General features: G+C 65.5%; 19 protein-coding genes and 2 pseudogenes. 10 read left to right on the top strand and 11 right to left on the bottom strand.

Annotated features, from left to right (window positions below):
* The first annotated feature begins 59 nt into the window (after window positions 1-59).
* The 3 genes and pseudogenes from AB3X10_RS04225 to AB3X10_RS04215 all read left to right on the top strand — a co-directional run.
* The gene (locus AB3X10_RS04225) at window positions 60-776 is read left to right on the top strand and encodes a response regulator (RefSeq protein ID WP_038237819.1); all 717 of its coding nucleotides are present in this window, start codon (window positions 60-62) and stop codon (window positions 774-776) included.
* Between the two features lie 26 nt (window positions 777-802).
* A pseudogene (locus tag AB3X10_RS04220) lies at window positions 803-1097 on the top strand (two-component sensor histidine kinase); the annotation flags it as partial.
* Window positions 1098-1339: 242 nt separating this feature from the next.
* Window positions 1340-2299, top strand: a pseudogene (locus tag AB3X10_RS04215) (ATP-binding protein); the annotation flags it as partial.
* A gap of 230 nt (window positions 2300-2529) precedes the next feature.
* Here AB3X10_RS04215 and AB3X10_RS04210 read toward each other — a convergent pair.
* From AB3X10_RS04210 to AB3X10_RS04185, 6 genes are all read right to left on the bottom strand, one after another.
* A complete protein-coding gene (locus AB3X10_RS04210) occupies window positions 2530-3210 on the bottom strand; it encodes a DUF1287 domain-containing protein (protein WP_369979334.1) in 681 nt (226 codons plus the stop codon).
* Between the two features lie 718 nt (window positions 3211-3928).
* Window positions 3929-4384, bottom strand: a complete 456-nt coding sequence (locus tag AB3X10_RS04205) for a hypothetical protein (RefSeq protein ID WP_369979332.1) — start codon at window positions 4382-4384, stop codon at window positions 3929-3931.
* A gap of 55 nt (window positions 4385-4439) precedes the next feature.
* Window positions 4440-4841: an Imm10 family immunity protein gene (locus AB3X10_RS04200; RefSeq protein WP_369979331.1), complete on the bottom strand. Its 402-nt coding sequence runs from the start codon at window positions 4839-4841 to the stop codon at window positions 4440-4442.
* Between the two features lie 59 nt (window positions 4842-4900).
* On the bottom strand, window positions 4901-5299 hold the full coding sequence (locus AB3X10_RS04195; RefSeq protein ID WP_369979329.1) for a hypothetical protein: 399 nt from the start codon (window positions 5297-5299) through the stop codon (window positions 4901-4903).
* Window positions 5296-5580, bottom strand: a complete 285-nt coding sequence (locus AB3X10_RS04190) for a hypothetical protein (protein WP_369979327.1) — start codon at window positions 5578-5580, stop codon at window positions 5296-5298. Before AB3X10_RS04190 ends, AB3X10_RS04195 begins: the two co-directional genes overlap by 4 nt.
* A 401-nt stretch (window positions 5581-5981) precedes the next feature.
* Entirely contained in the window at window positions 5982-7346 is a 1365-nt protein-coding gene (locus AB3X10_RS04185; RefSeq protein ID WP_369979326.1) for a glutamate--cysteine ligase, read from the bottom strand.
* Window positions 7347-7565: 219 nt separating this feature from the next.
* On the opposite strand from AB3X10_RS04185, the gene AB3X10_RS04180 reads away from it, so the two are divergent.
* From AB3X10_RS04180 to AB3X10_RS04170, 3 genes are all read left to right on the top strand, one after another.
* On the top strand, window positions 7566-8261 hold the full coding sequence (locus AB3X10_RS04180) for a VIT1/CCC1 transporter family protein (RefSeq protein WP_369979324.1): 696 nt from the start codon (window positions 7566-7568) through the stop codon (window positions 8259-8261).
* Between the two features lie 174 nt (window positions 8262-8435).
* The gene (locus AB3X10_RS04175; protein WP_369979322.1) at window positions 8436-9266 is read left to right on the top strand and encodes a helix-turn-helix domain-containing protein; all 831 of its coding nucleotides are present in this window, start codon (window positions 8436-8438) and stop codon (window positions 9264-9266) included.
* A gap of 131 nt (window positions 9267-9397) precedes the next feature.
* Window positions 9398-10390 carry an MBL fold metallo-hydrolase gene (locus tag AB3X10_RS04170; RefSeq protein WP_369979320.1) on the top strand — a complete coding sequence of 331 codons (993 nt, stop codon included), beginning with the start codon at window positions 9398-9400 and terminating at the stop codon, window positions 10388-10390.
* A 702-nt stretch (window positions 10391-11092) separates the two neighbouring features.
* Here the strand turns inward: AB3X10_RS04170 and yihA are convergent.
* Complete coding sequence (gene yihA, locus AB3X10_RS04165) at window positions 11093-11716, bottom strand: ribosome biogenesis GTP-binding protein YihA/YsxC (RefSeq protein WP_369979318.1); 624 nt, start codon at window positions 11714-11716, stop codon at window positions 11093-11095.
* A gap of 129 nt (window positions 11717-11845) precedes the next feature.
* Between yihA and AB3X10_RS04160 the strand changes: the two genes are divergently transcribed.
* From AB3X10_RS04160 to AB3X10_RS04145, 4 genes are all read left to right on the top strand, one after another.
* A complete protein-coding gene (locus AB3X10_RS04160; RefSeq protein WP_369979316.1) occupies window positions 11846-12667 on the top strand; it encodes a c-type cytochrome in 822 nt (273 codons plus the stop codon).
* 85 nt (window positions 12668-12752) lie between these two features.
* Window positions 12753-13394, top strand: a complete 642-nt coding sequence (locus tag AB3X10_RS04155) for a thiol:disulfide interchange protein DsbA/DsbL (protein WP_369979314.1) — start codon at window positions 12753-12755, stop codon at window positions 13392-13394.
* Between the two features lie 107 nt (window positions 13395-13501).
* Window positions 13502-14332 carry a thiol:disulfide interchange protein DsbA/DsbL gene (locus AB3X10_RS04150; RefSeq protein WP_369979312.1) on the top strand — a complete coding sequence of 277 codons (831 nt, stop codon included), beginning with the start codon at window positions 13502-13504 and terminating at the stop codon, window positions 14330-14332.
* Between the two features lie 28 nt (window positions 14333-14360).
* Window positions 14361-15128 carry an endonuclease/exonuclease/phosphatase family protein gene (locus AB3X10_RS04145; protein WP_369979310.1) on the top strand — a complete coding sequence of 256 codons (768 nt, stop codon included), beginning with the start codon at window positions 14361-14363 and terminating at the stop codon, window positions 15126-15128.
* A gap of 140 nt (window positions 15129-15268) precedes the next feature.
* Here the strand turns inward: AB3X10_RS04145 and AB3X10_RS04140 are convergent, their stop codons facing one another.
* From AB3X10_RS04140 to AB3X10_RS04125, 4 genes are all read right to left on the bottom strand, one after another.
* Window positions 15269-15673 carry a hypothetical protein gene (locus AB3X10_RS04140; RefSeq protein ID WP_369979308.1) on the bottom strand — a complete coding sequence of 135 codons (405 nt, stop codon included), beginning with the start codon at window positions 15671-15673 and terminating at the stop codon, window positions 15269-15271.
* A 41-nt stretch (window positions 15674-15714) separates the two neighbouring features.
* Entirely contained in the window at window positions 15715-16338 is a 624-nt protein-coding gene (locus AB3X10_RS04135; RefSeq protein ID WP_369981647.1) for an RHS repeat-associated core domain-containing protein, read from the bottom strand.
* 187 nt (window positions 16339-16525) lie between these two features.
* Window positions 16526-16993 carry a hypothetical protein gene (locus AB3X10_RS04130; RefSeq protein ID WP_369979307.1) on the bottom strand — a complete coding sequence of 156 codons (468 nt, stop codon included), beginning with the start codon at window positions 16991-16993 and terminating at the stop codon, window positions 16526-16528.
* 11 nt (window positions 16994-17004) lie between these two features.
* Window positions 17005-19461, bottom strand: coding sequence for an RHS repeat-associated core domain-containing protein (locus tag AB3X10_RS04125; RefSeq protein WP_369979305.1), 2457 nt, complete (start codon window positions 19459-19461; stop codon window positions 17005-17007).
* Between the last annotated feature and the right edge of the window lie 92 nt (window positions 19462-19553).

Below are 19553 nucleotides of genomic sequence, written 5' to 3'. Positions count from 1 at the left end.
CAGGCGGCAGCGGCTGCGTCTAGACTGGCTGAACCCCGTCGCGGCCGCCCTTCAAGATCATGGATATGCAATCCTTCATTCTGGTAGTCGACGACGACCCCGATCTGCGCCGGCTCATCAGCGAGTTCCTGCAAGAGCACGGCTACCAGGTGGAGGCCGCGGAGAACGTCGCCGACATGCGCCGGCTGATGGCCATCCGCCAACCCGACCTGGTGATCCTGGACGTGATGATGCCCGGCGAAGACGGCCTCAGCGCCGCCCGGCAACTGGCCAGCGAGCGCGGCGCGCCGGCGGTGATCATGCTCAGCGCGCTGGGCAGCGACACCGACCGCATCATCGGCCTGGAGGTGGGCGCCGACGACTATCTGGCCAAGCCGTGCAATCCGCGCGAGCTGCTGGCGCGGGTGCGCGCGCTGCTGCGCCGCAGCCAGGCGGCGACGCTGCCGCCGGAAGCGCGCGGCAATGTCTACGAGTTCGCCGGCTGGCGCCTGGACGTGATCCGCCGCGATCTGCGCGATCCCACCGGCATCTTCATCAACCTCTCCGACGGCGAGTTCGCCCTGCTGCGCACCTTCGTCGAACATCCGCAGCGGGTGCTCAGCCGCGACCAGCTGCTCGACTATGCGCGCGGCCGCGACACCGAGGTCTACGACCGCGCCATCGACAGCCAGATCAGCCGCCTGCGCCGCAAGATCAACGAACGCGTGCAGACCGAGCTGATCCGCACCGTGCGCAACGAAGGCTACATGCTGCTGCCGAGCGTCGCGCGCCTGTGAACGTGCAGCAGCGGGGGCGCCGCGGCATGTCGATCTTCGCCCGCACGTTCCTGCTGCTGCTGGCTGCGCTGCTGACCGCGCAGCTGATCGGCATCGCCCTGCTGGTGCTGCGCACGCCGGTGTACGAGATGCCGGTGCATCCGCCGGAAGTGATCGCGCTGCTGACCACCAAGATGCCGGCCGGCACACAGACGCTGAAGGTGCACGACACCGCGCAAGCACCGCTGCCTGCCGCCGGGCAGATCCGCGACCGTTTCGCGGAACGCATGATGACCATGTGGCTGGACGTCGCGCCGGACCGGGTGCGCTTCTATCGCAGCGGCAGCGAGAACATGCTCGCACCGGACTTCCCGCAGGACGAGCAGCGCCCGCCACCGCCGCCAGCCGGAGACGACCGCCCACCGGGAAGCGGACCACCGCCGTTCGCCGATCGCGGTCCGCCGCCGTTCGGCGACGCGGCGGCGCAGCGGCCGCCGCCGGAAGAGTCCGCCCCCGTCGCCAACGGCGCCGCAAGCACTACAATGCGCGCGATGCGATCGCACTGGCGCGAGCGCGGCTTCGCCCCCGAATCCCCGCTGCTGGGCGGCTTCACCGCCGCACTGCAGCAGCCCGACGGCCGCTGGCGCAGCGTGGTGTCGCCGCCGCGGCGCTTCTCCACCGCATTCAAGACCCAGGTCGCGCTGCTGTTCGTGGCCGGCCTGCTGGCGATGCTGCCGCTGGCCTGGTGGTTCTCGCGCGCCCTGGCCGCGCCGATCCGGCGCTTCGCCGAAGCCGCCGACCGGCTCGGCCGCAATCCCAATGCCGAGCCGTTGCAGCGCAGCGGCCCCAGCGAAATCGTGCAGGCGGCCGACTCGTTCAACGCCATGCAGGCGCGCCTGAACCGCCTGATCAACGAGCGCACGCACATGGTCGCGGCGATCGCCCACGACCTGCGCACCCCGCTGGCGCGCCTGGCGTTCCGCCTGGAAGGCCTGCAGCCGCCGCTGCGCGACAAGACCATCGCCGACATCGACGAGATGAAAGCGATGATCTCCGCGGCGCTGGACTTCATCCACAACGACAGCCGCCGCGGCACCCGCGCGCCGTTGGATTTCCGCCTGCTGGTGGAGAGCGTGGTCGACGACGCCAGCGACACCGGCGCCGACGTCAGCTTCGTCGCCGGCCAGGCCATCACCCTCGATGGCGACCCGCTGTCGCTGCGGCGGATGGTGATGAACCTGCTCGAGAACGCCCTGAAGTACGGCAAGCGCGCGCGCCTGCAACTGCAACGCGACGGCGCCGACTGCGTGCTGTGGATCGACGACGACGGCCCCGGCATCGATCCGGCCCAGCACGAACAGCTGTTCCTGCCGTTCTTCCGCGGCGAGAACTCGCGCAACCGCGACACCGGCGGCATCGGCCTGGGCCTGTCGGTCGCGCACAGCATCGTGCTCGCCCACGGCGGCGAGATCACCCTGACCAACCGCCCCGAAGGCGGCCTGCGGGTGTGCGTGGAGTTGCCGTGTCAGGCGGCTGTGGGCTGAGGGCGCGGCGGCGTCGCGCACGGAGCTGCAGTGATCGCAGAGAACTCGAACGCCGGGGCCGCAACGACATGCTGACGAAGCTCGGAGCGATCCAACGCCGAAGGAAATGGAATCAGCCCCCTAAGCCAGCCATCCAAACTGTGCGGAGCGGACCGAACAGGAAGTCGTAAAACCCTGATCCACCACGGTCTAGCCGTTCACCCAAGCGCGAGAGGGTTCAGCCCGACGAACTAGGCACCGTCCGGGTAATAACGGAAATGACCGGCAATCGGATAGGCGAAAAGGATATCGTCTTCGGCAGTACCAGCGCCGATGTTGTGGAGTATCAGCGGGCGATCGCTCCCTGGCGCATGGCGATCCGAGACGATGCCGATGTGGGGCAACCCGCCAGTCAGCCGCCACGTCACCAGATCTCCGGGGCGGTAGTCCACAGCACGATCGCCGATGGGCAGGGATGCGCCCTTGCGGGTCAGGAACGTCTCGATGTTGGGGACCCGCCGATGGTCGATGTTCCTGTCGGTTGATGCGTTCCCCCACAGTCGTGGATACGCAGAGAAATTCTGCCGCATGTCTTCATGAATCAGTTGCTGGAAATCGATCCCGAGATGCCTGTAGGCGCGAATGACGACGTCGGTGCAAACACCGCGATCGTTGGGAACATCGCCACCCGGATAGGCGATGGAGTAGTAGGTCGGGTCATAGGTCTCCCCCAGAGACGTTCGTGCGCGACTGGCCGCGATGACCGTACGGACGCTGGCAGGCAAATTGTCCCGAGCTGCAGGATGCGCAACCGCGTCATCGGAGTTGGATGACCGTGGAGCAGGGGTCGGCTCTTCCTGGTGCGGCTTGCATGAAGTGGCAGACAGCACAACACAGATGCCGATACCGAAAAGCACGCTAAATTTGGACATGGCATCCAATGCCTGAGTTAGACGATCCGCAAAGCCGGTTTGGCTTGCATGGATTGTATGACCCAAGGCGAGTAGAGGCGAACTAGTCGGAGCCAGCCCCATCGGCCGGTCGCAACGCGCGCCCGACCTTGAGCAGCCAAAGGCCCACCAACAACGCCAGACCACCTACAAGCAAAGGTACGAGCGGCTCGAACACGCCTTCTGGCGGATGAGCCATGGCCCAAAGAACACGACCCGTTTGGAACGCCCCCAGCAAAGCTGCGACAGTTCCCACCGCCAGGAGAAGAGCCGCCGCAAGCCTTCGAAGCGTTCCCATTGCGTTTGCGCCTGAACTAGGCCGAGCCGCGATGCGGCTCCGGCTGGAATGAGGGGTTGGGCGCGGTACTGAACCGCACGATGCACTTGCGTGTAACTGGAAGCACTACGGCTCCGACCGGAAGCTGGGATTGGGTGTGTAGCTCCCGGGAACGATTTGCCTCGGTCATCCACGCGCCAGGCGCCCTTGATTGCGTGAGGCGGAACAGCGCCATTGGGGTCGTACTGACTCAATATCTCGTACACCCATCCGCCCGGATTGGCTCTCGCTTCACGGAGCATGCCCTCCGGGAACTCGGGGCGCGGCGCCACTGTGCTTTTGGCGAATAAATTTCTGAAAATTTTTATGGAGGCAGGTATCCGAGCCATGCCGCGCCGCAAAGCGGCGCCGAATTGAGAATTGTCAGGCGCAACCATCGAATACCGGCTGGAGGGTTGCCTGTCGCCCGATTACGAGCTCGTCGGCACTAGGGACGTAGCTGGAGGGCCAAGGGCGATCCATCGCTGCCGGGTGGCAGAAAATGTGCGCTGGAGCACCGCTGGCCATGAGCGCCGCTTGAAACAGGCGTGCTCGGCGCAATGCAAGGTCCTGACATCCTGAACCAGTGCACTCTTTTCCATCCGCATAGCCAGCGACCTGATACTTGATATGCGGCACCCGTCGAATCAACTGGAGGTTGTGCGCTATTGCTTCCTTCAACAACGTCCGATCTTGAACAGCATCCGCAAGCGAATCGCTCAGCATCGGGCGACCGGGGGCGAATGCGATGCTGGAGAAGTCGATGCTCGTAGCGCCAAGTTGCTGAGGCAACGATAACGCGAGCAAGCAGATGCCGATACCGATACCGCGAATGTTCATGGTGCGTCCAATGCCTGAATTGATTCGACTCGTGGAGTGGCTCGGCTTGACGGGACTATTGGGCATCGGCGACGACAAGGCAACCGCTCCCCTCAAAGATGTCGGCAAGAGCCTCCAACAACGCCGAGTACTCGGAAGGCGTCAGCTCAAAGGAGATGCCGAGGAGCTCCAAGCCGCCCAGTGCACCCGCCCCGCCCGGAGCAAACGTGATCTCAGCGTGGTCGCGGAAAAGCAAGAACCGAGAGATGCCGCCGTAGCCCGAATTCTCTTGGCCGCACCACTCGACGTGATAGGTATCCATGCCAAGGGAAACTTCTTGCTCGTCGAATTCCAGGGCGCGCTGAAGCATGAAGTAGCATTCGACATCGGACTCGTGATTGGCGAATCCGACCAGATGGAACTCACCCTCGGGGTGGGCCACCGCGACGCTCTTTGCCTCAAGCGCGAATGACGTCATTCCGACACCTGAGGCCTGAGTTGAGTCGAACCGTGAACGGCGCCAGCTTGGGCGAACCGTTAGGCTCCATGCCTGGATTCTCGCTTTCCGAGCGCGTGAGCCGCGTCCCTCTCACCGGATTCCGAGGAATCATGCGTCTCGTACCACGTTTCAGAGTGCACATGCGCTTCGGCGAGATGCACCGCCTCGCGCACGAGCTCCAACGGGATCTGAACTGGCTGATCACCGACGTTAATCTCAACCCAAAGTGATTCATCCGCATCATCCGCAACGATCTTGGCCAGCGCGTGCGACATGTTGGAAAGGACTGTATTGAGCTCGAGTTGGCGCCCCTCGCTCACGGTAGAGAGGTGCAGAATCTCGATCCTGGGGCGAATCGCCGATTTTTTCATGGCACCCAACATATGAGTTGACGCTGGCTTGGACAAATGCCAGGGATCACTGCCGTGCGGCTTCATGCGCTGCGCTGGTGGCTTCCCCTAAAGCCTTGCGCATAGGCGCTCCTGCCGTGCGCAGACTCAGCCGCAACCTTCCGAACTTCGCTGAACCGCCAATTGCTTGTATCGCCTCGCGCCTCCAGTTGCCCAAGGGAAACCAACACTTGCACATGTTCAGCAACAAGCGATGCATCGTCATCGGCCTCTGGAAACTCAAAGTCCGAGTCTGCAAGTGCGCCAGCGATCACCATTGCGACCTTCTGCCAATGAAAGTCGACGGAAGCGAGGATGAATTTATCCAAGTCTCGGGTAGTCATAGGGCCGGCAAACTACTATCGATCGCCCCAAAGCGGTAGTGGAATGAGTATCCACCATCAGCTGAAGACTGGAAAGAGGCGAATTTTCAACGCTTTTCAGCGAATTTCCGGATCGCGGACTACAGCTCGCGAGGCCACTGCCAGTGTTATCCGATGTTTGCACCAACGTATGCGTTACATCCGTAACGATGAAGGCGTAACAACACATCATGCCCCGTCAGTGCGCGGAATGGCCAATGGCATGCGACCCATCGGATGCAATCGCGACCCGGCCTTGGCGATGGTTGTCGCTTCGCGTTGCGGCGCCGGAAACGAAGCCACTCTCTCGACCGAGGCTTCGCTCCGCATTACCGCCAGCCGCATCGAACACGGCCGGCGCATGCCGATCAGTAGGCGAACTCGGAAAACACCGGGTCGACGCTGCCCTGCCACGCACCGTGATACAGCGCCAGCTTGCGCTCGGCCGCGGTCTCGCCGGCGTGCAGTATCTCCACCAGCGGCTCCAGGAAGCGCGATTCGTCCTGGCCGTCGCCGTTCAGGCGCGCGCGGCGGCGCAGGCCGTCCAGGGCGATCTTCACCGACTCGGCGGCCAGATCCTGCACGGTGCCGTTGCGGAACGGCAGCTTCAGCGCCTGCTTCGGCACGCCGTCGCGCAGCGCATGGCGTTCGACCAGGCTGAAGTCCTTGACCAGGTCCCAGGCCGCGTCCAGCGCCGCATCGTCGTACAGCAGGCCGACCCAGTACGCCGACAGCGCGCACAGCCGGCCCCACGGGCCGGCGTCGGCGCCGCGCATCTCCAGGTATTTCTTCAGCCGCACTTCCGGGAACGCGGTGGTCATGTGGTCGGACCAGTCGCGCAGCGTCGGCAGCGCGCCCGGCAGCGCCGGCAGCTTGCCCTGCATGAAGTCGCGGAAGCTCTGCCCGCTGGCATCCACGTAGGTGCCGTCGCGGTAGGAGAAGTACATCGGCACGTCGAGCAGGTAGTCGACGTAGCGCTCGTAGCCGAAGCCGTCCTCGAACACGAAGTCGAGCATGCCGGTGCGGTCGCCGTCGGTATCGGTCCAGATGTGCGAGCGGTAGCTGAGGTAGCCGTTGGGCTTGCCCTCGGCGAACGGCGAGTCGGCGAACAGCGCGGTGGCGATCGGCTGCAGCGCCAGCGACACGCGGAACTTCTTGATCATGTCCGCTTCGCTGGCATAGTCCAGGTTGACCTGCACCGTGCAGGTGCGGGTCATCATGTCCAGGCCGAGCTTGCCGACCTTAGGCATGTAGTTCTTCATGATCTGGTAGCGGCCCTTGGGCATCCACGGCATCTCGTCGCGGCGCCACTTCGGCTGGAAGCCCATGCCGAGGAAACCCAGGCGCAGTTCGTCGGCGACCTGCTTGACCTCGTTGAGATGGCTGCCCACTTCCACGCAGGTGTCGTGGATGGTCTCCAGCGGCGCGCCCGACAGCTCCAGCTGACCGGCCGGCTCCAGGGTCACCGAGGCGCCGTCGCGCAGCAGCGCGATGGTGCGCCCGCCTTCGCGCACCGGCTCCCAGCCGAAGCGGGTCAGCCCGTTGAGCAAGGCCTCGATGCCTCGCTCGCCCTCGAAGGTCGGCGGGCGCAGGTCGTCCAGGCGGAAGCCGAACTTCTCGTGCTCGGTGCCGATGCGCCACTGCGCTTCGGGCTTTTCTCCGGAGGCCAACACCTCGACCAGTTCGGCACGGTCGGTGATCGGCGTCTCGGCAACGTGGCTGGGGCTCGACAAGGGCAGGCTCGCACGGAAGATGAGGCGATGTGGGGACGGCCCGCCGCCATCGCAAGGGCCGCACTATAGCGTGACCGGCGCGAAGCCCACATCGCTACCGGCGGTGCTGCAGCATTCCACAGATCCGCCCGGTTGGCACCGGCGAGAGTGAGACGCAGCACCGCCCGCCGTGCCGCGCTCGGCTAGGCTGCAGGCCTGTTCCCGCCATGCAGGCGTCCCATGCGCCCCACCCATTCCGAACTGCACCGTGCCGATCGCGCCGGTTGGCTGCGCGCCGCGGTGCTCGGCGCCAACGATGGCATCCTGTCGGTGGCCGGCCTGGTGGTCGGCGTGGCCAGCAGCGGCGCGCCGGCGCCGGTGGTGCTGGCGACCGGCATCGCCGGCCTGGTCGCCGGCGCGATGTCGATGGCGGCCGGCGAATACGTCTCGGTACAGTCGCAGGTGGACACCGAACGCGCCGACCTGGCGATCGAGCGCCGCGAGCTGCGCGAGGATCCGCAGAGCGAACTCGACGAACTCACCGCCATCTACCGGCAGCGCGGGCTGGATGCGGCGCTGGCGCGCCAGGTCGCCGAGCAGCTAACCGCGCACGATGCGCTGGGCGCGCATGCGCGCGACGAACTCGGCATCACCGAGACCCTGCGCGCGCGGCCGCTGCAGGCCGCGCTGGCGTCGGCGGCCGCGTTCTGCTGCGGCGCGGCACTGCCGATCCTGGCCGCGCTGCTGGCGCCGCCCGGCCGCCAGGTGTGGGTGACCGGCGCGGCGACGCTGCTCGGGCTGTCGCTGACCGGCGCATTGGCGGCGCGCGCCGGTGGCGCGTCCGGCGTGCGCGGCGCGGTGCGCGTGGTGTTCTGGGGCGCGGCGGCGATGCTGGCCACCGGCGCGGTCGGCCGCCTGTTCGGCGTGCAGGTCTGACGCGGCGCCGCGCAGCATGGGCGGCGCACCACAGTTTCCGCAGTCTTCAACCCCAACGAAAGCGACATCGGTCGCGACAGCTGCATCGAGCAATGCCCCGTCGCGACCGATGGCCCGAGACCACCCGCAGCCGCTCCCGCAGGCAATGGGAATGCTGCTGTAGCATCGCCACCGATGGCCGACACCCACGACCCCGAATTCCTGCTGCTGGCGCAACTGGCGACGCTGGCCGAGTGCGAACGCGCCGAAGGCTATGCCTGCATCACCGCACGCCGCGAGCACGGGGCGCGCTCGGTCGACATTCCGCGGCCGCAGCTGGCGATCCTGCTGCAGGGCCGCAAGCAGGTACGCACCGCGACGCAGGCGCTGGAGTTCGTGCCGGGCGATCTGTTCCTGGTGACCCGGCACTGCCGCATCGACGTCGTCAACATCCCCGACCCGCACGGCGGCCGCTACCTGAGCGCGGTGATCCCGCTGTGCGAGGAAGCGCTGACCGCCGCGCGCACGCTGTGGAACGAGCCGTTGCCGGCGGCCGGCGAGGAACTGGCGCAGCTGCGCGCGGTCGAGTTCGGCAGTGCCTTGCTGCAGTGGCGGCAGGCGCTGCAGGACGGCCACTACACCGAAGCCCGGCTGGCGCTGGCGGCGCTGGTGGTCGCGTTCTGCCGCCGCGGCCACGGCGGCTTGCTGCTGCCGCCGGCCCCCAGCATCGCCGCGCAGGTGCGCGAGCTGATCGCCGCGCAGCCGCAGCGCGCGTGGCGTTCGCGCGATCTCGAGGACAGCCTGGGACTGAGCGGCGCGACCTTGCGCCGGCATCTGGCCGGAGAAGGCACCACGCTGCGCGAGCTGCTCGTCGACGCGCGCCTGGCGCATGCGATGGAACTGCTCTACACCACGCGCTGGCCGCTGAAGACGGTGGCCGCGCGCGCCGGCTATCGCTCCACGCGCAGCTTCAGCCAGCGCTTCCAGCAGCGCTACGGCCTGGATCCGGCGAGTATCGGCAACTAGGACGCACCCGCGGCGCGTACGCAACGCACAAGCCGGCGAGCGCCGCACGCAGCCGAATGAGCGAATCGCGCAGCGCGCTCCGCGCAGCATGCAGGGACCGCGGCGACCGCCGCTTCCGCTGGAATCTCCCGATGCCCGTTTCCGTCTCGCGCCCGCTGGCCCTGCTGGCGCTGGCCACCGCCATGGCCTTGCCGCTGCCGCCCGCCGCCCATGCCGCCGCGCCGCTCACGCCCGTCCAGCAGGTCCCCGGCGTCTACCGCCAGGCGATCGGCACACTGCGCGTCACCGCGCTGTTCGACGGCACGGTGCCGTTGCCGCGCGCGCAGTTGTCCAATCTGGACAGCGACGCGATCGCGCGCCTGCTCGACCATCGCTACGTGCCGGAAACCGCGAAGGGCCTGCAGACCGCGGTCAACGCCTACCTGATCCAGGACGGCACGCACCTGACCCTGGTCGATACCGGCACCGCCACCTGCTTCGGCCCGGGGCTGGGCCAGGTGCTGGCGAACCTGCGCGCAGCCGGCTACGCGCCGGCGCAGGTCGACGACGTGCTGCTGACCCACGCCCACCCGGACCACATGTGCGGCCTGCTCGATGCGCAGGGACAGGCGGCCTATCCCAACGCCACGGTGTGGCTGAGCGCGGCCGATGCCGCGTACTGGCTGGATCCGGCCAGCGAGGCGAGCGCGCCGCAGATGCTGAAGTTCGCGTTCCCGCTGGCGCGCGCGGCGGCGGCGCCGTACCAGGCCAAGGACCGGCTGCGTCGCTTCCGCCCCGGCGATGCGCTGCCCGGCAGTGCGGTGGCGCTGGATACGCACGGACATACGCCCGGCCACGTGTCCTACCGCTTCGACGGCGGGGCTGGCCAGCAGTTGCTGGTGTGGGGCGACCTGGTGCACTACCACGCGGTGCAATTCGCGCAGCCGCAGGCCTCCTACGAGGCCGACAGCGACCGCACCGCGGCGATCGCCGCGCGCAAACGGACGATGGCACAGGCCGCCGACGGCGGCTGGTGGGTGGCCGGCGCGCACCTGCCGTTCCCGGGCCTGGGCCATGTGCGCCGCGACGGCGACGCGTTCGCCTGGGTGCCGGCCGAGTTCGCACCGTTGCCGGCCACGCCTTGAGTGCGGCGTTTTGAGTGCGGCGCTCTCCCGGTGGGAGAAGGAAACAGCCGCGGTGCGCCTTAGCCCCTCTCCCCTCGGGAGAGGGATTGGGGTGAGGGTCCGGCGCGAAGCGTCTCGCGGAGTTGGGGTGTACGAGACTGCGCCCGTACCCTCATCCGCCCCTGCGGGGCACCTTCTCCCGGCGGGAGAAGGAACAGCGCTAGCCCCTCTCCCACCGGGAGAGGGGTTGGGGTGAGGGTCCGGCGCGAAGCGTCTCGCGGAGTTGGGGTGTACGAGACTGCGCACGTACCCTCATCCGCCCCTGCGGGGCACCTTCTCCCGGTGGGAGAAGGAACAGCGCTAGCCCCTCTCCCACCGGGAGAGGGGTTGGGGTGAGGGTAAGGCGCGAAGCGTCTCGCGGAGTTGGGGTGCACGAGGCTGCGCACGTACCCTCATCCGCCCCTGCGGGGCACCTTCTCCCGGTGGGAGAAGGAACAGCGCTAGCCCCTCTCCCACCGGGAGAGGGGTTGGGGTGAGGGTCCGGCGCGAAGCGTCTCGCGGAGTTGGGGTGGACGCGCTACGCCCGTCGCCTCATCCACCCCTGCGGGCGCCCGGCATCGCGCATACGCAGCCCGAAGCAGACAGGACGGCCGCATCCGCCGCTAGCGATCGCTCGCAAGCAGCGTCGGCGCAGCGGATGCCGGAAATCCAGCGCCGCCACGCTCACTGCGCGGCAGCAGGCTCCGCGTCCAGGCCCAGCCAGCCGCCGACGATGGCCCGTGCCTCGTCCACCCCCTGGCGGGTCTCGCCGGAAAACAGCTGCACGCTGACCGTGTCGCCGAACGAGCTGGACAGTTCCTTGCGCACCTGCTGCAGCGCCTGCGCCTGCTGGCCGCGGCCGAGCTTGTCGGCCTTGGTCAGCAGCGCGTGCGCCGGCAAGCCGCGCTGCACGGCATAGCCGAGCATCTGCCGGTCGTAGTCCTTCAGCGGATGGCGGATGTCCATCACCACCACCAGCCCACGCAGGGCCTCGCGGGTGCGGAAATACTTGTCGATGAACGACTGCCAGTGCGCCTGCAGCTCCAGCGGCACCTTGGCGTAGCCGTAGCCGGGCAGGTCGACCAGATAGCGCTCGGGCTGGACCTGGAAGAACACCAGCTGCTGGGTGCGGCCGGGGGTCTTGGACACGCGGGCCAGCGCGTTCTGCCGGGTCAGCGCGTTCAGCGCGCTGGATTTGCCGGCGTTGGAGCGGCCGGCGAAGGCCACCTCCCAGCCCCCGTCCTCCGGCAGCTGCCGGGGATTGTGGGCGGAAAGCAGGTATTGGGCACGTTCGATGAGCAGCGACATGGCGCTAGGATCGCACGTCCGCCGGTCCGGGCGGGGTTCATTGACCGGCAGGGCGCGGCGCAGGGATAATCGCGCGAATGCGGTCGCCGGCCCGGCAACCGCGGGTTGGGTCATACGGAGCTTCAGCTAATGCGCCACGCTCGCGTTCTCGCCTTTGCCGGTCTCGCCATCTCCATCGCCGCCGCGGTCGCGTTCGCGCAGACCTCGGTGGTTCCGATTCCCGACAACGCGCCGGTCAGCACCGCGCCGCTGGAGGGCGACGTCGGCAAGGCCGCCTGGGGCGATCCCAAGGCCGGCCAGACCAAGGCCTCGGCCTGTGCCGCCTGCCACGGCGCCGACGGCAATCCGTCCCTGGCGATGTATCCGCGCATCGCCGGCCAGAGCGAACGCTACAGCGCGCGGCAGATGGCCTTGATCGCGCACGGCGAGCGCACCTCCGGCGCGGTCGCGGCGATGCTGCCGTTCGTGCAGCCGCTGAGCGCGCAGGACATGCGCGACATCGGCGCCTATTTCGCCACGCAGAAGGCCGGCGCCGGCATCGCCGACGACGCGGTGGTCAGCGACGGCCCGTACGCCGGCATGAAGTTCTACGAGGTCGGGCAGCAGCTGTACCGCGGCGGCGATGCGTCGCGCGGGATTCCGGCGTGCATGGCCTGCCACGGTCCCACCGGCGCCGGCAATCCCGGCCCGGCGTATCCGCACCTGGGCGGCCAGCACGCCGACTACGTGGCGCGGCGCCTGCAGGAATACCAGGCCGGCACCACCCAGGAACGCGACCCGACCCTGTTCAAGATCATGGCGCAGGTGGCCAAGCCCTTGACCGAGCAGGAGATGAAGGCGCTGGGCAGCTATCTGCAGGGCCTGCACGATCGCGCCGACGACGCGGCCGCGGCGCAGACCGCGCCGGCACAGGCGGCGCCACAACAGGCGGCGCCTGCGCAACAATCCTGAGCGTGCGCCGCCGCCGCGGCGCCCGACCGCTTCCCCCTCGCGCCGGTCGTCACGACCGGCGTTCGTTTTTTGCCATGGAGATCGCATGAACCGTCTGCCCCGCCTGCTGCTGTGCCTGCTCACCCTGTTGCCGTTGAGCGCCTGCGCGCAGCCCAAGACCGCCGCCCTGGTCGAAGGCCAGGACTACGCGCTGATCGCCAACCCGCAGCCGTTCGCGCCGCTGGCCGGCAAGATCGAGGTGGTGGAAGTGTTCGGCTACACCTGCCCGCACTGCGCGCACTTCGAGCCGATCCTGGAAGAGTGGACGCGCAAGCAGGGCAAGGACGTGCGGGTGACGCTGGTGCCGGCCGCGTTCGGCGGTTTCTGGGACAGCTTCGCCAGCGCCTTCTATGCCGCGCAGAAGCTGGGCGTGCAGACCCGCAGCCACCACGACCTGTTCGAGGCGATCCACGACAAGCACAGCGTGCCGGTGCAGAACGTGGCACCGGAAGAGCTGGCCGCGTTCTACGCCGCATACGGAGTCAAGCCGCAGGACTTCGTCGCCGCCTACAGCAGCCCGCAGGTGGCCGCGCAGGTCAAGGCCGCGCGCGACTTCGCCACGCGCAGCGATATCCCCGGCACCCCGGCACTGGTGATCAACGGCAAGTACCTGGTCAAGGGCAAGAATTTCCAGGACATGCTGCGCATCGCCGATGCGCTGGTCGCCCGCGAGCGCGCGGGCAAGTAGACCCGCAACACGGCGCTTCATCCGCGCCATGGCATCATGACGGGGTTGCCTGCCGCGCTTCTCGGCGCGGCCGGCGTTTGCCCCCTATCCTGCTGGAGATGCCGCCGATGAAGACCCGCTTCGCCCTGACCCTGATGGCCCTGCTGCCGATCCTGGTCGCATGCAAGGCCCAGGACGGCACCGCCGATACCGTCGCCCCGGCCGCCGACGCCCCCGCCGCGGCGCCGGCTGCGCCCGCCGCCAGCGACACCGCGCCCGCCGCCACTGCCGAAACCGCCTCCACTCCGGCGACCGATGCCGCTGCGCCGCCTGCCGCCGAGGCGCCCGCCGCGCCGGTCGCGGCGCGTACGCCGAGCGGCGCCGAACCGGTCGCCGGCACCGACTACAAGGAGATTCCGGGCGGCCAACCGTTCCAGCCGACCAATGGCAAGATCGAAGTGACCGAAGTGTTCGGCTACGTGTGCCCGGCCTGTGCCGCCTTCCAGCCGCTGATCGGCCCATGGAAGGCCGGCCTGCCGGCGGATGTGCATTTCGTGTACGTGCCGGCGATGTTCGGCGGCACCTGGGACGACTACGCGCGCGCGTTCTACGCCGCCGAGGCGCTGGGGGTGCAGGAGAAGACCCACGAGGCGCTGTACAAGGCGATCCACGTCGACCAGAGCCTCAAGGGCGAGCGCGGCCGCGATTCGGTGCAGGACATCGCCGGCTTCTACGCCAAGTACGGCGTGGATCCCAAGCAGTTCGCCGACACCATGGGCAGCTTCGCGGTCAGCAGCAAGACCAACCGCGCCAAGCAGTTCGCCATGCGCAGCGGCGTCGACGGCACGCCGTCGCTGATCGTCAACGGCAAGTATCTGATCAAGGGCAACAGCTACCCGGACAAATTGCGCATCGCCGATCACCTGATCGCGCGCGAGCGCGCGGCGCTGGCCAAGTAAGCTCCCGCTCCCACCAGGCCGCTCCGCAGTGACCGACCCCACCACCCGCACGCTGCGCGTGCTCACCGCCAATATCCAGGCCGGCTCGAGCACGCGCCGCTACAGCGATTACGTGACCCGCAGCTGGTCGCACGCGCTGCCGGCGGGAAGCAAGCGCAGCAGCCTGGACGCGATCGCGCAGCTGGCCCGCGGGCACGACATCGTCGGCCTGCAGGAAAGCGATCCGGGCAGCCTGCGCTCGGGCTTCACCAACCAGACCCATTACCTGGCCGAGCGCGCCGGCTTCAATTACTGGAGCCACCAGCCGAACCGGCGTATGGGCGGTGTGGCCTCCAGCGCCAACGGCCTGCTCAGCCGGCTGGAGCCGGTCGAGGTCCAGGACCATCCCCTGCCCGGCCGGCTCGGTGGGCGCGGCGTGCTGCTGGCCAAGTTCGGCGACGGCGCGGAAGGGCTGGCGATCGCGGTGGCGCACCTGTCGCTGGGCGCCAACTCGCGCGCATCGCAGCTGGCCTTCATCGCCGAACTGCTGTCCGACCATCCCAACGCGGTGCTGATGGGCGACTTCAACTGCGTCGCCGACCGGCCCGAGATGCAGGCCCTGTACAAGCGCACCCGGCTGCAACCGCCGGGCTGCGTGGTACCGACCTTCCCCAGCTGGCGCCCGCAGCGCGCGATCGACCACATCCTGGTCAGCGACGGCCTGCGCTGCAACGAACAACGCGCATTGCCCGCCGCGTTCTCCGACCACCTGGCGGTGGCGACCGAGATCGAAGTGCCGCAGGGGATGCTGCGCTAGGACTTGCGCGGCCCTGCCATTGGCTTTGCGCAATAGTGGCAAACCGCGTTACGACGTGCGGATGGGCTATAGCAACCAGCCTTTCGCTCAGCTCACGCCCCTCCATATGCCAACGGCCTCTCGTCGGCGATATCGAAATCTCATTCGCGCGAGTCGCCATGCGGCGAGAAATACCTTCGCACCGATGGCGAAACATACAAATACAGAAAAATAGAAATTGTCAGTGTAGAAATAAAAACAAACTCTGGGACTAGCATAGAGGCACCCATAACACCAGAAGGTTTCGCGACATAGAAACCAATACTCATGGCGATCCAGCCAGCAGCAAAAAGAAGCCTTCCAAGATTGAGTCTAAACATCATCAGTCCTGAGGATACACCCAGGATAAGAGCCGGCAAGACAAATGCGATCCAGTTACCAGCGTCCCGCCAGATTGGCGAATTGACAGCTCGCCCGGATGCATCAAGACCCAGAGATGGATATACGATCGCCATTGTCAGTGCCGCAAACCCTCCCAACGTCATCAGCAGCAGAAAGCGCGGCATCTCGTATAAATTCTTGAACACATCCAATCTCCCCAAGTAGCCTAATGGCCTATTACCTCAAGACCCATTGATCCACCAACACTAAGTCCATACTTCGGTGAAGGGTTCATTGTAGCCGCATCAGCAGCCTCTGGCCCCTCTTGATAGGTATCGCCTGATTCAATATCTACGCCCGCTGCACCTTGTATTGGATTCCACGACCATGGACCAAAAGTAATTCCAACACCTATGTATGTCCCCACAGTGGTCCCATGGCAAGGCGTCTTATCTCTCCCAGGACGCTTTCCGTAAGGATCAAAGCTTATACCATCTTCGACTCCAAACCCGAGTCGCCCCCCACCGAACCATTGGTCGGTCTCTGGATCCTGACCAAAAACAATAGCACCACCAAAACCATCGATAAGTGTGATCGTTACCGACCATAAACCAGATGGATCCCTGTATTTAGCCGGGTTAGCCCGTGCATACATGTAGGCATTAGGGCCTGCCCTCAGCTGGATCGGATCCTCACTAACAAATCGTCCCCACTCCGGTCGGTAGTACCTTGCCCTGTAGTAATACAACCCGCTCGCATCCCTCTCGCGCCCCGTGTACTGATACGGATTCATATAAGAAGTACTTGTCTGGGTAGTGTTGCCATACGGATCATAGTCATACCGCTGCACCGCGCTACCCGCCGCATTGGTCAGCAACCGCGTGCTACCTAGCAGATCGGTCAGGAAGTAGGTGCGCCCGCCATTGTCGTCGCGCGCGTAGCGCTGATCGATGCCAAGCCCGGTCAGGATCGGGTTGACCGTGCTGCCCTGCGTCTCCTGGTGATACCACGCTTAAAGCAGGAACAAAAAATTAATTTCACTGGCATTTATTTATAGAACCACCCACTCTAATACCAGCATTCTCGCCCCCAGAACAACCAATTTCATGCACCATTCTGTAACACACCCCTAACCCATGAGGCACCTTAATTTTACATAGACTTTTCAAGTCTAAATTTACAACATCCTCTCTACTTATCAACTCATCCTTCTTCATTGATGCGACAATCACAATAAGATGCAAGACGTCTTGCTCTAAGCCACGCTGCTTAATCATAGACTTTAGCGTGTAAATAAAATCCAACCCAGAATTTGCAAAACAATCATCCAGAGAATAATCACCATGATGCCTTCGCATGGTGAGAAAAAACAACGATGCCTTCTCTTCCGCTGGTAAATTTTCACAAATTTTCAATTTCCCCTGCTCATCCATGCTTCTTAATTTTTTATATAAATTACTATCTTCCAATCTATCATGGCCGCCACATGCAGAAACCAATAACATGATCAAGGTAATTAGCGCGCACATCCGCACGGCGCTCCCCCCATATTTTTCAATTTTTCTGCCACTAGTGCCTCCACATCCCTTGCATCAACTTCAAACGGATTATTTCTATATCCGTATTTGACATTATCATAGACATAGCCAAGCGCCATATCCAGCAAACCCAAATTAGCATACTGGGCGGAATGTCGCACCTCATGCGCAAGCAAAATTATAATTGATCGAGAGTTTGGCGCATCAGGCACGCCAAGATATACATTATTCATGAAAGTCCACGCATCTGCCCCACTAGCGCCAAAGGTTTGCGCCTCTACCGGAATGCCCTGAAGCACATTAATACCACTAAGATCCAAATTTGGAAAATATGGCGCCAAAATTTCCTTTTCGCAACCCGTAAGTAAGCGCGAAGGCCTAAGAACTGCACCTTTGCTACCCATAAGACCTAAAGGGTCTACAAAGACAATAGGACTCCCTCCTACATAGGCATAACCATTTAAGCCACCAGCCAATCCAATCGGATCCTCACTAACGAACCGTCCCCACTCTGGCCGATAGTATCTAGCTCTGTACTGATACAAGCCATTTGCATCCCTCTCCCGCCCCGTATATTGGTACGGGTTCGTGTAGCTGCTGCTGGTCTGGCTGGTATTGCCATACGGATCATAGTCATACCGCTGCACCGCACTACCGCTCGCATTGGTCAGCAACCGCGTGCTACCCAGCAGATCGGTCAGGAAGTACGTCCGCCCGCCATTGTCGTCGCGCGCGTAACGCTGATCGATGCCAAGCCCGGTCAGGATCGGGTTGACCGTGCTGCCCTGCGTTTCCTGCACCGCGTCCAGGCCGTCGTACAGGTATTGGGTGGTCGTGCCGTTCTCGGTCTTGGCCGTGCGCCGGCCCAAGGCGTCGTAGCTGAAGCTGGCGATCGCCGTGCCGCCCTGCTCGATCCGGATCAGCCGGTCGCGGTCGTCCCAGACGTAGCTGCGGCTGCCGTCGTTGAGCAGGTTGCCGTTGTCGTCGTAGCTCAGGGCGACGTTGTTGGCCTTGGTCTGCCGGTTGTTGTCGTCGAAGGCGTTGTTGCCGCTGGCTACCGGCAGAACCTGCGGCGCGTGCGTGCCGGTCTGCGCCACCAGTTGGCCGCTGCTGTCGTAGCCATAGCCCAGGCTGCCCAGCGCGGTCTGCCCCGCCTTGCCCCAGGCCAGGCCGGTCACCTGGTCGGCGTTGTTGTAGGTGTAGACCGTCTGCACCTGGTTGGGCAGGGTCTGGGTGGTGAGCCGGTTGGCATTGTCGTAGGCGAACCCCACCGACTCGCTGCCCTGGGTGATGCCGGTCAGCCGGTCGGCGTCGTCGTAGGCATAGGTCACCTCGGCCTGCGCCGCGGCCTGCATGCGGATGCGACGACCGACGGCATCGTAGCCGTAGGTGATCGTCCCCTGCGGGCCATTGGCTGCAGTGAGTTGGTCGAAGTTGTCGTAGCTCCAGCCCAGCGTCCCGGACAGGCTGTCGGCCAGCGCCACCATCCGGTTACCGGCGTCGTAGCTGGCCGTCAGCGTGCCGCCCATCCCCGGCAGCGTGGTCGTGGTCGGGCGGCCGAGCGCGTCGTAGGCGTAGGCGGTGACGCGGTTGCGCCGGTCGGTGTAGCTGGTGACCCGATCCATGGTGTCGTAGGCCCAGCGCTCCACCTGGCCCAGTGCGTCGGTGCGGGTCAGGCGCCGGTCGCGGCTGTCGTAGCTGTAGGTCACGCCATTGCCGTGCGGCAACAGCACCGCGGACACGTTGCCGTTGGCGTCGAAGCCGGTCTCCACCTTGTTGCCGAGCGGATCGATCGATTTCACCGCGCGGCCCAGCTTGTCGTACTCCACCCGCGATACGTTGCCTTGCGCATCCTCGGCCGCAATCATCCTGCCCAACACGTCGTAGCGGAACTTCACCTTGCGCCCCAGCGCATCGCTGACCTGGGTCAGGTCTTCCCCGCTCCAGGTGAAGGTGGTGGCGTGGCCAAGCGGGTCGGTCAGGGTCAGGCGCTGGCCCGCGGCATTGCAGGTCGCCTTGGTGACCTTGCCCAGCGGGTTGGTCACCGAGGTCAGGCAGCGCTCGGTGTAGCCGAAACTGGTCGTGCGGTTGAGCGGGTCGGTGATCGAGACCAGGTCGCCGTCGGCGGTGTAGGCCAGCTTGGTCGTGCGCGCTTGCGCGGTGCCGGCCAATGCCTTGATCTGGGTGGTGCGCCCGGCGCTGTCGTAGCTGTATTCGGTGCGACGGCCCAGGGCGTCGATGCGGGCCGTGGTCTGCCCGCCGGCGCTGCGCTCGTACGTGATCGTCTGCGCCAGCGAGGTGCCGTAGGCCAGGGTATCGCTCTTGGGATAGTGGCTGACCGGGTCGAACACCACCCGCCGCTTGCTTCCGTCGGGCTTGGTGACCAGCGTCCCCGTCGTGCTGCCGTCCACATGCGCATAGTCGATGCTCAGCACCCCGCCATCGGCTTGGGTCTGCTGGACTACCGGTACCCGCTGGTTCTAGCAATCGTAGATCGATTCCAGCAAGCCACCGGGAAGTCGCGTCT

It is taken from the genome of Xanthomonas sp. DAR 80977 (assembly GCF_041240605.1).
In the GTDB taxonomy this organism is placed as follows: Bacteria; Pseudomonadota; Gammaproteobacteria; order Xanthomonadales; family Xanthomonadaceae; genus Xanthomonas_A; species Xanthomonas_A bundabergensis.
This window is presented reverse-complemented; position numbering and strand designations above follow the sequence as displayed.

What these genes read in the sequence shown, in the direction of transcription:
- AB3X10_RS04200 (WP_369979331.1), bottom strand. Translation starts at nt 4,841, where the DNA reads ATGACGTCATTCGCGCTTGAGGCAAAGAGCGTCGCGGTGGCCCACCCC.
- AB3X10_RS04130 (WP_369979307.1), bottom strand. Translation starts at nt 16,993, where the DNA reads ATGTTATTGGTTTCTGCATGTGGCGGCCATGATAGATTGGAAGATAGT.
- AB3X10_RS04140 (WP_369979308.1), bottom strand. Translation starts at nt 15,673, where the DNA reads ATGCCGCGCTTTCTGCTGCTGATGACGTTGGGAGGGTTTGCGGCACTG.
- AB3X10_RS04170 (WP_369979320.1), top strand. Translation starts at nt 9,398, where the DNA reads ATGCCCGTTTCCGTCTCGCGCCCGCTGGCCCTGCTGGCGCTGGCCACC.
- AB3X10_RS04180 (WP_369979324.1), top strand. Translation starts at nt 7,566, where the DNA reads ATGCGCCCCACCCATTCCGAACTGCACCGTGCCGATCGCGCCGGTTGG.
- AB3X10_RS04205 (WP_369979332.1), bottom strand. Translation starts at nt 4,384, where the DNA reads ATGAACATTCGCGGTATCGGTATCGGCATCTGCTTGCTCGCGTTATCG.
- AB3X10_RS04195 (WP_369979329.1), bottom strand. Translation starts at nt 5,299, where the DNA reads ATGAAGCCGCACGGCAGTGATCCCTGGCATTTGTCCAAGCCAGCGTCA.
- AB3X10_RS04210 (WP_369979334.1), bottom strand. Translation starts at nt 3,210, where the DNA reads ATGTCCAAATTTAGCGTGCTTTTCGGTATCGGCATCTGTGTTGTGCTG.
- yihA (WP_369979318.1), bottom strand. Translation starts at nt 11,716, where the DNA reads ATGTCGCTGCTCATCGAACGTGCCCAATACCTGCTTTCCGCCCACAAT.
- AB3X10_RS04150 (WP_369979312.1), top strand. Translation starts at nt 13,502, where the DNA reads ATGAAGACCCGCTTCGCCCTGACCCTGATGGCCCTGCTGCCGATCCTG.
- AB3X10_RS04225 (WP_038237819.1), top strand. Translation starts at nt 60, where the DNA reads ATGGATATGCAATCCTTCATTCTGGTAGTCGACGACGACCCCGATCTG.
- AB3X10_RS04160 (WP_369979316.1), top strand. Translation starts at nt 11,846, where the DNA reads ATGCGCCACGCTCGCGTTCTCGCCTTTGCCGGTCTCGCCATCTCCATC.
- AB3X10_RS04155 (WP_369979314.1), top strand. Translation starts at nt 12,753, where the DNA reads ATGAACCGTCTGCCCCGCCTGCTGCTGTGCCTGCTCACCCTGTTGCCG.
- AB3X10_RS04175 (WP_369979322.1), top strand. Translation starts at nt 8,436, where the DNA reads ATGGCCGACACCCACGACCCCGAATTCCTGCTGCTGGCGCAACTGGCG.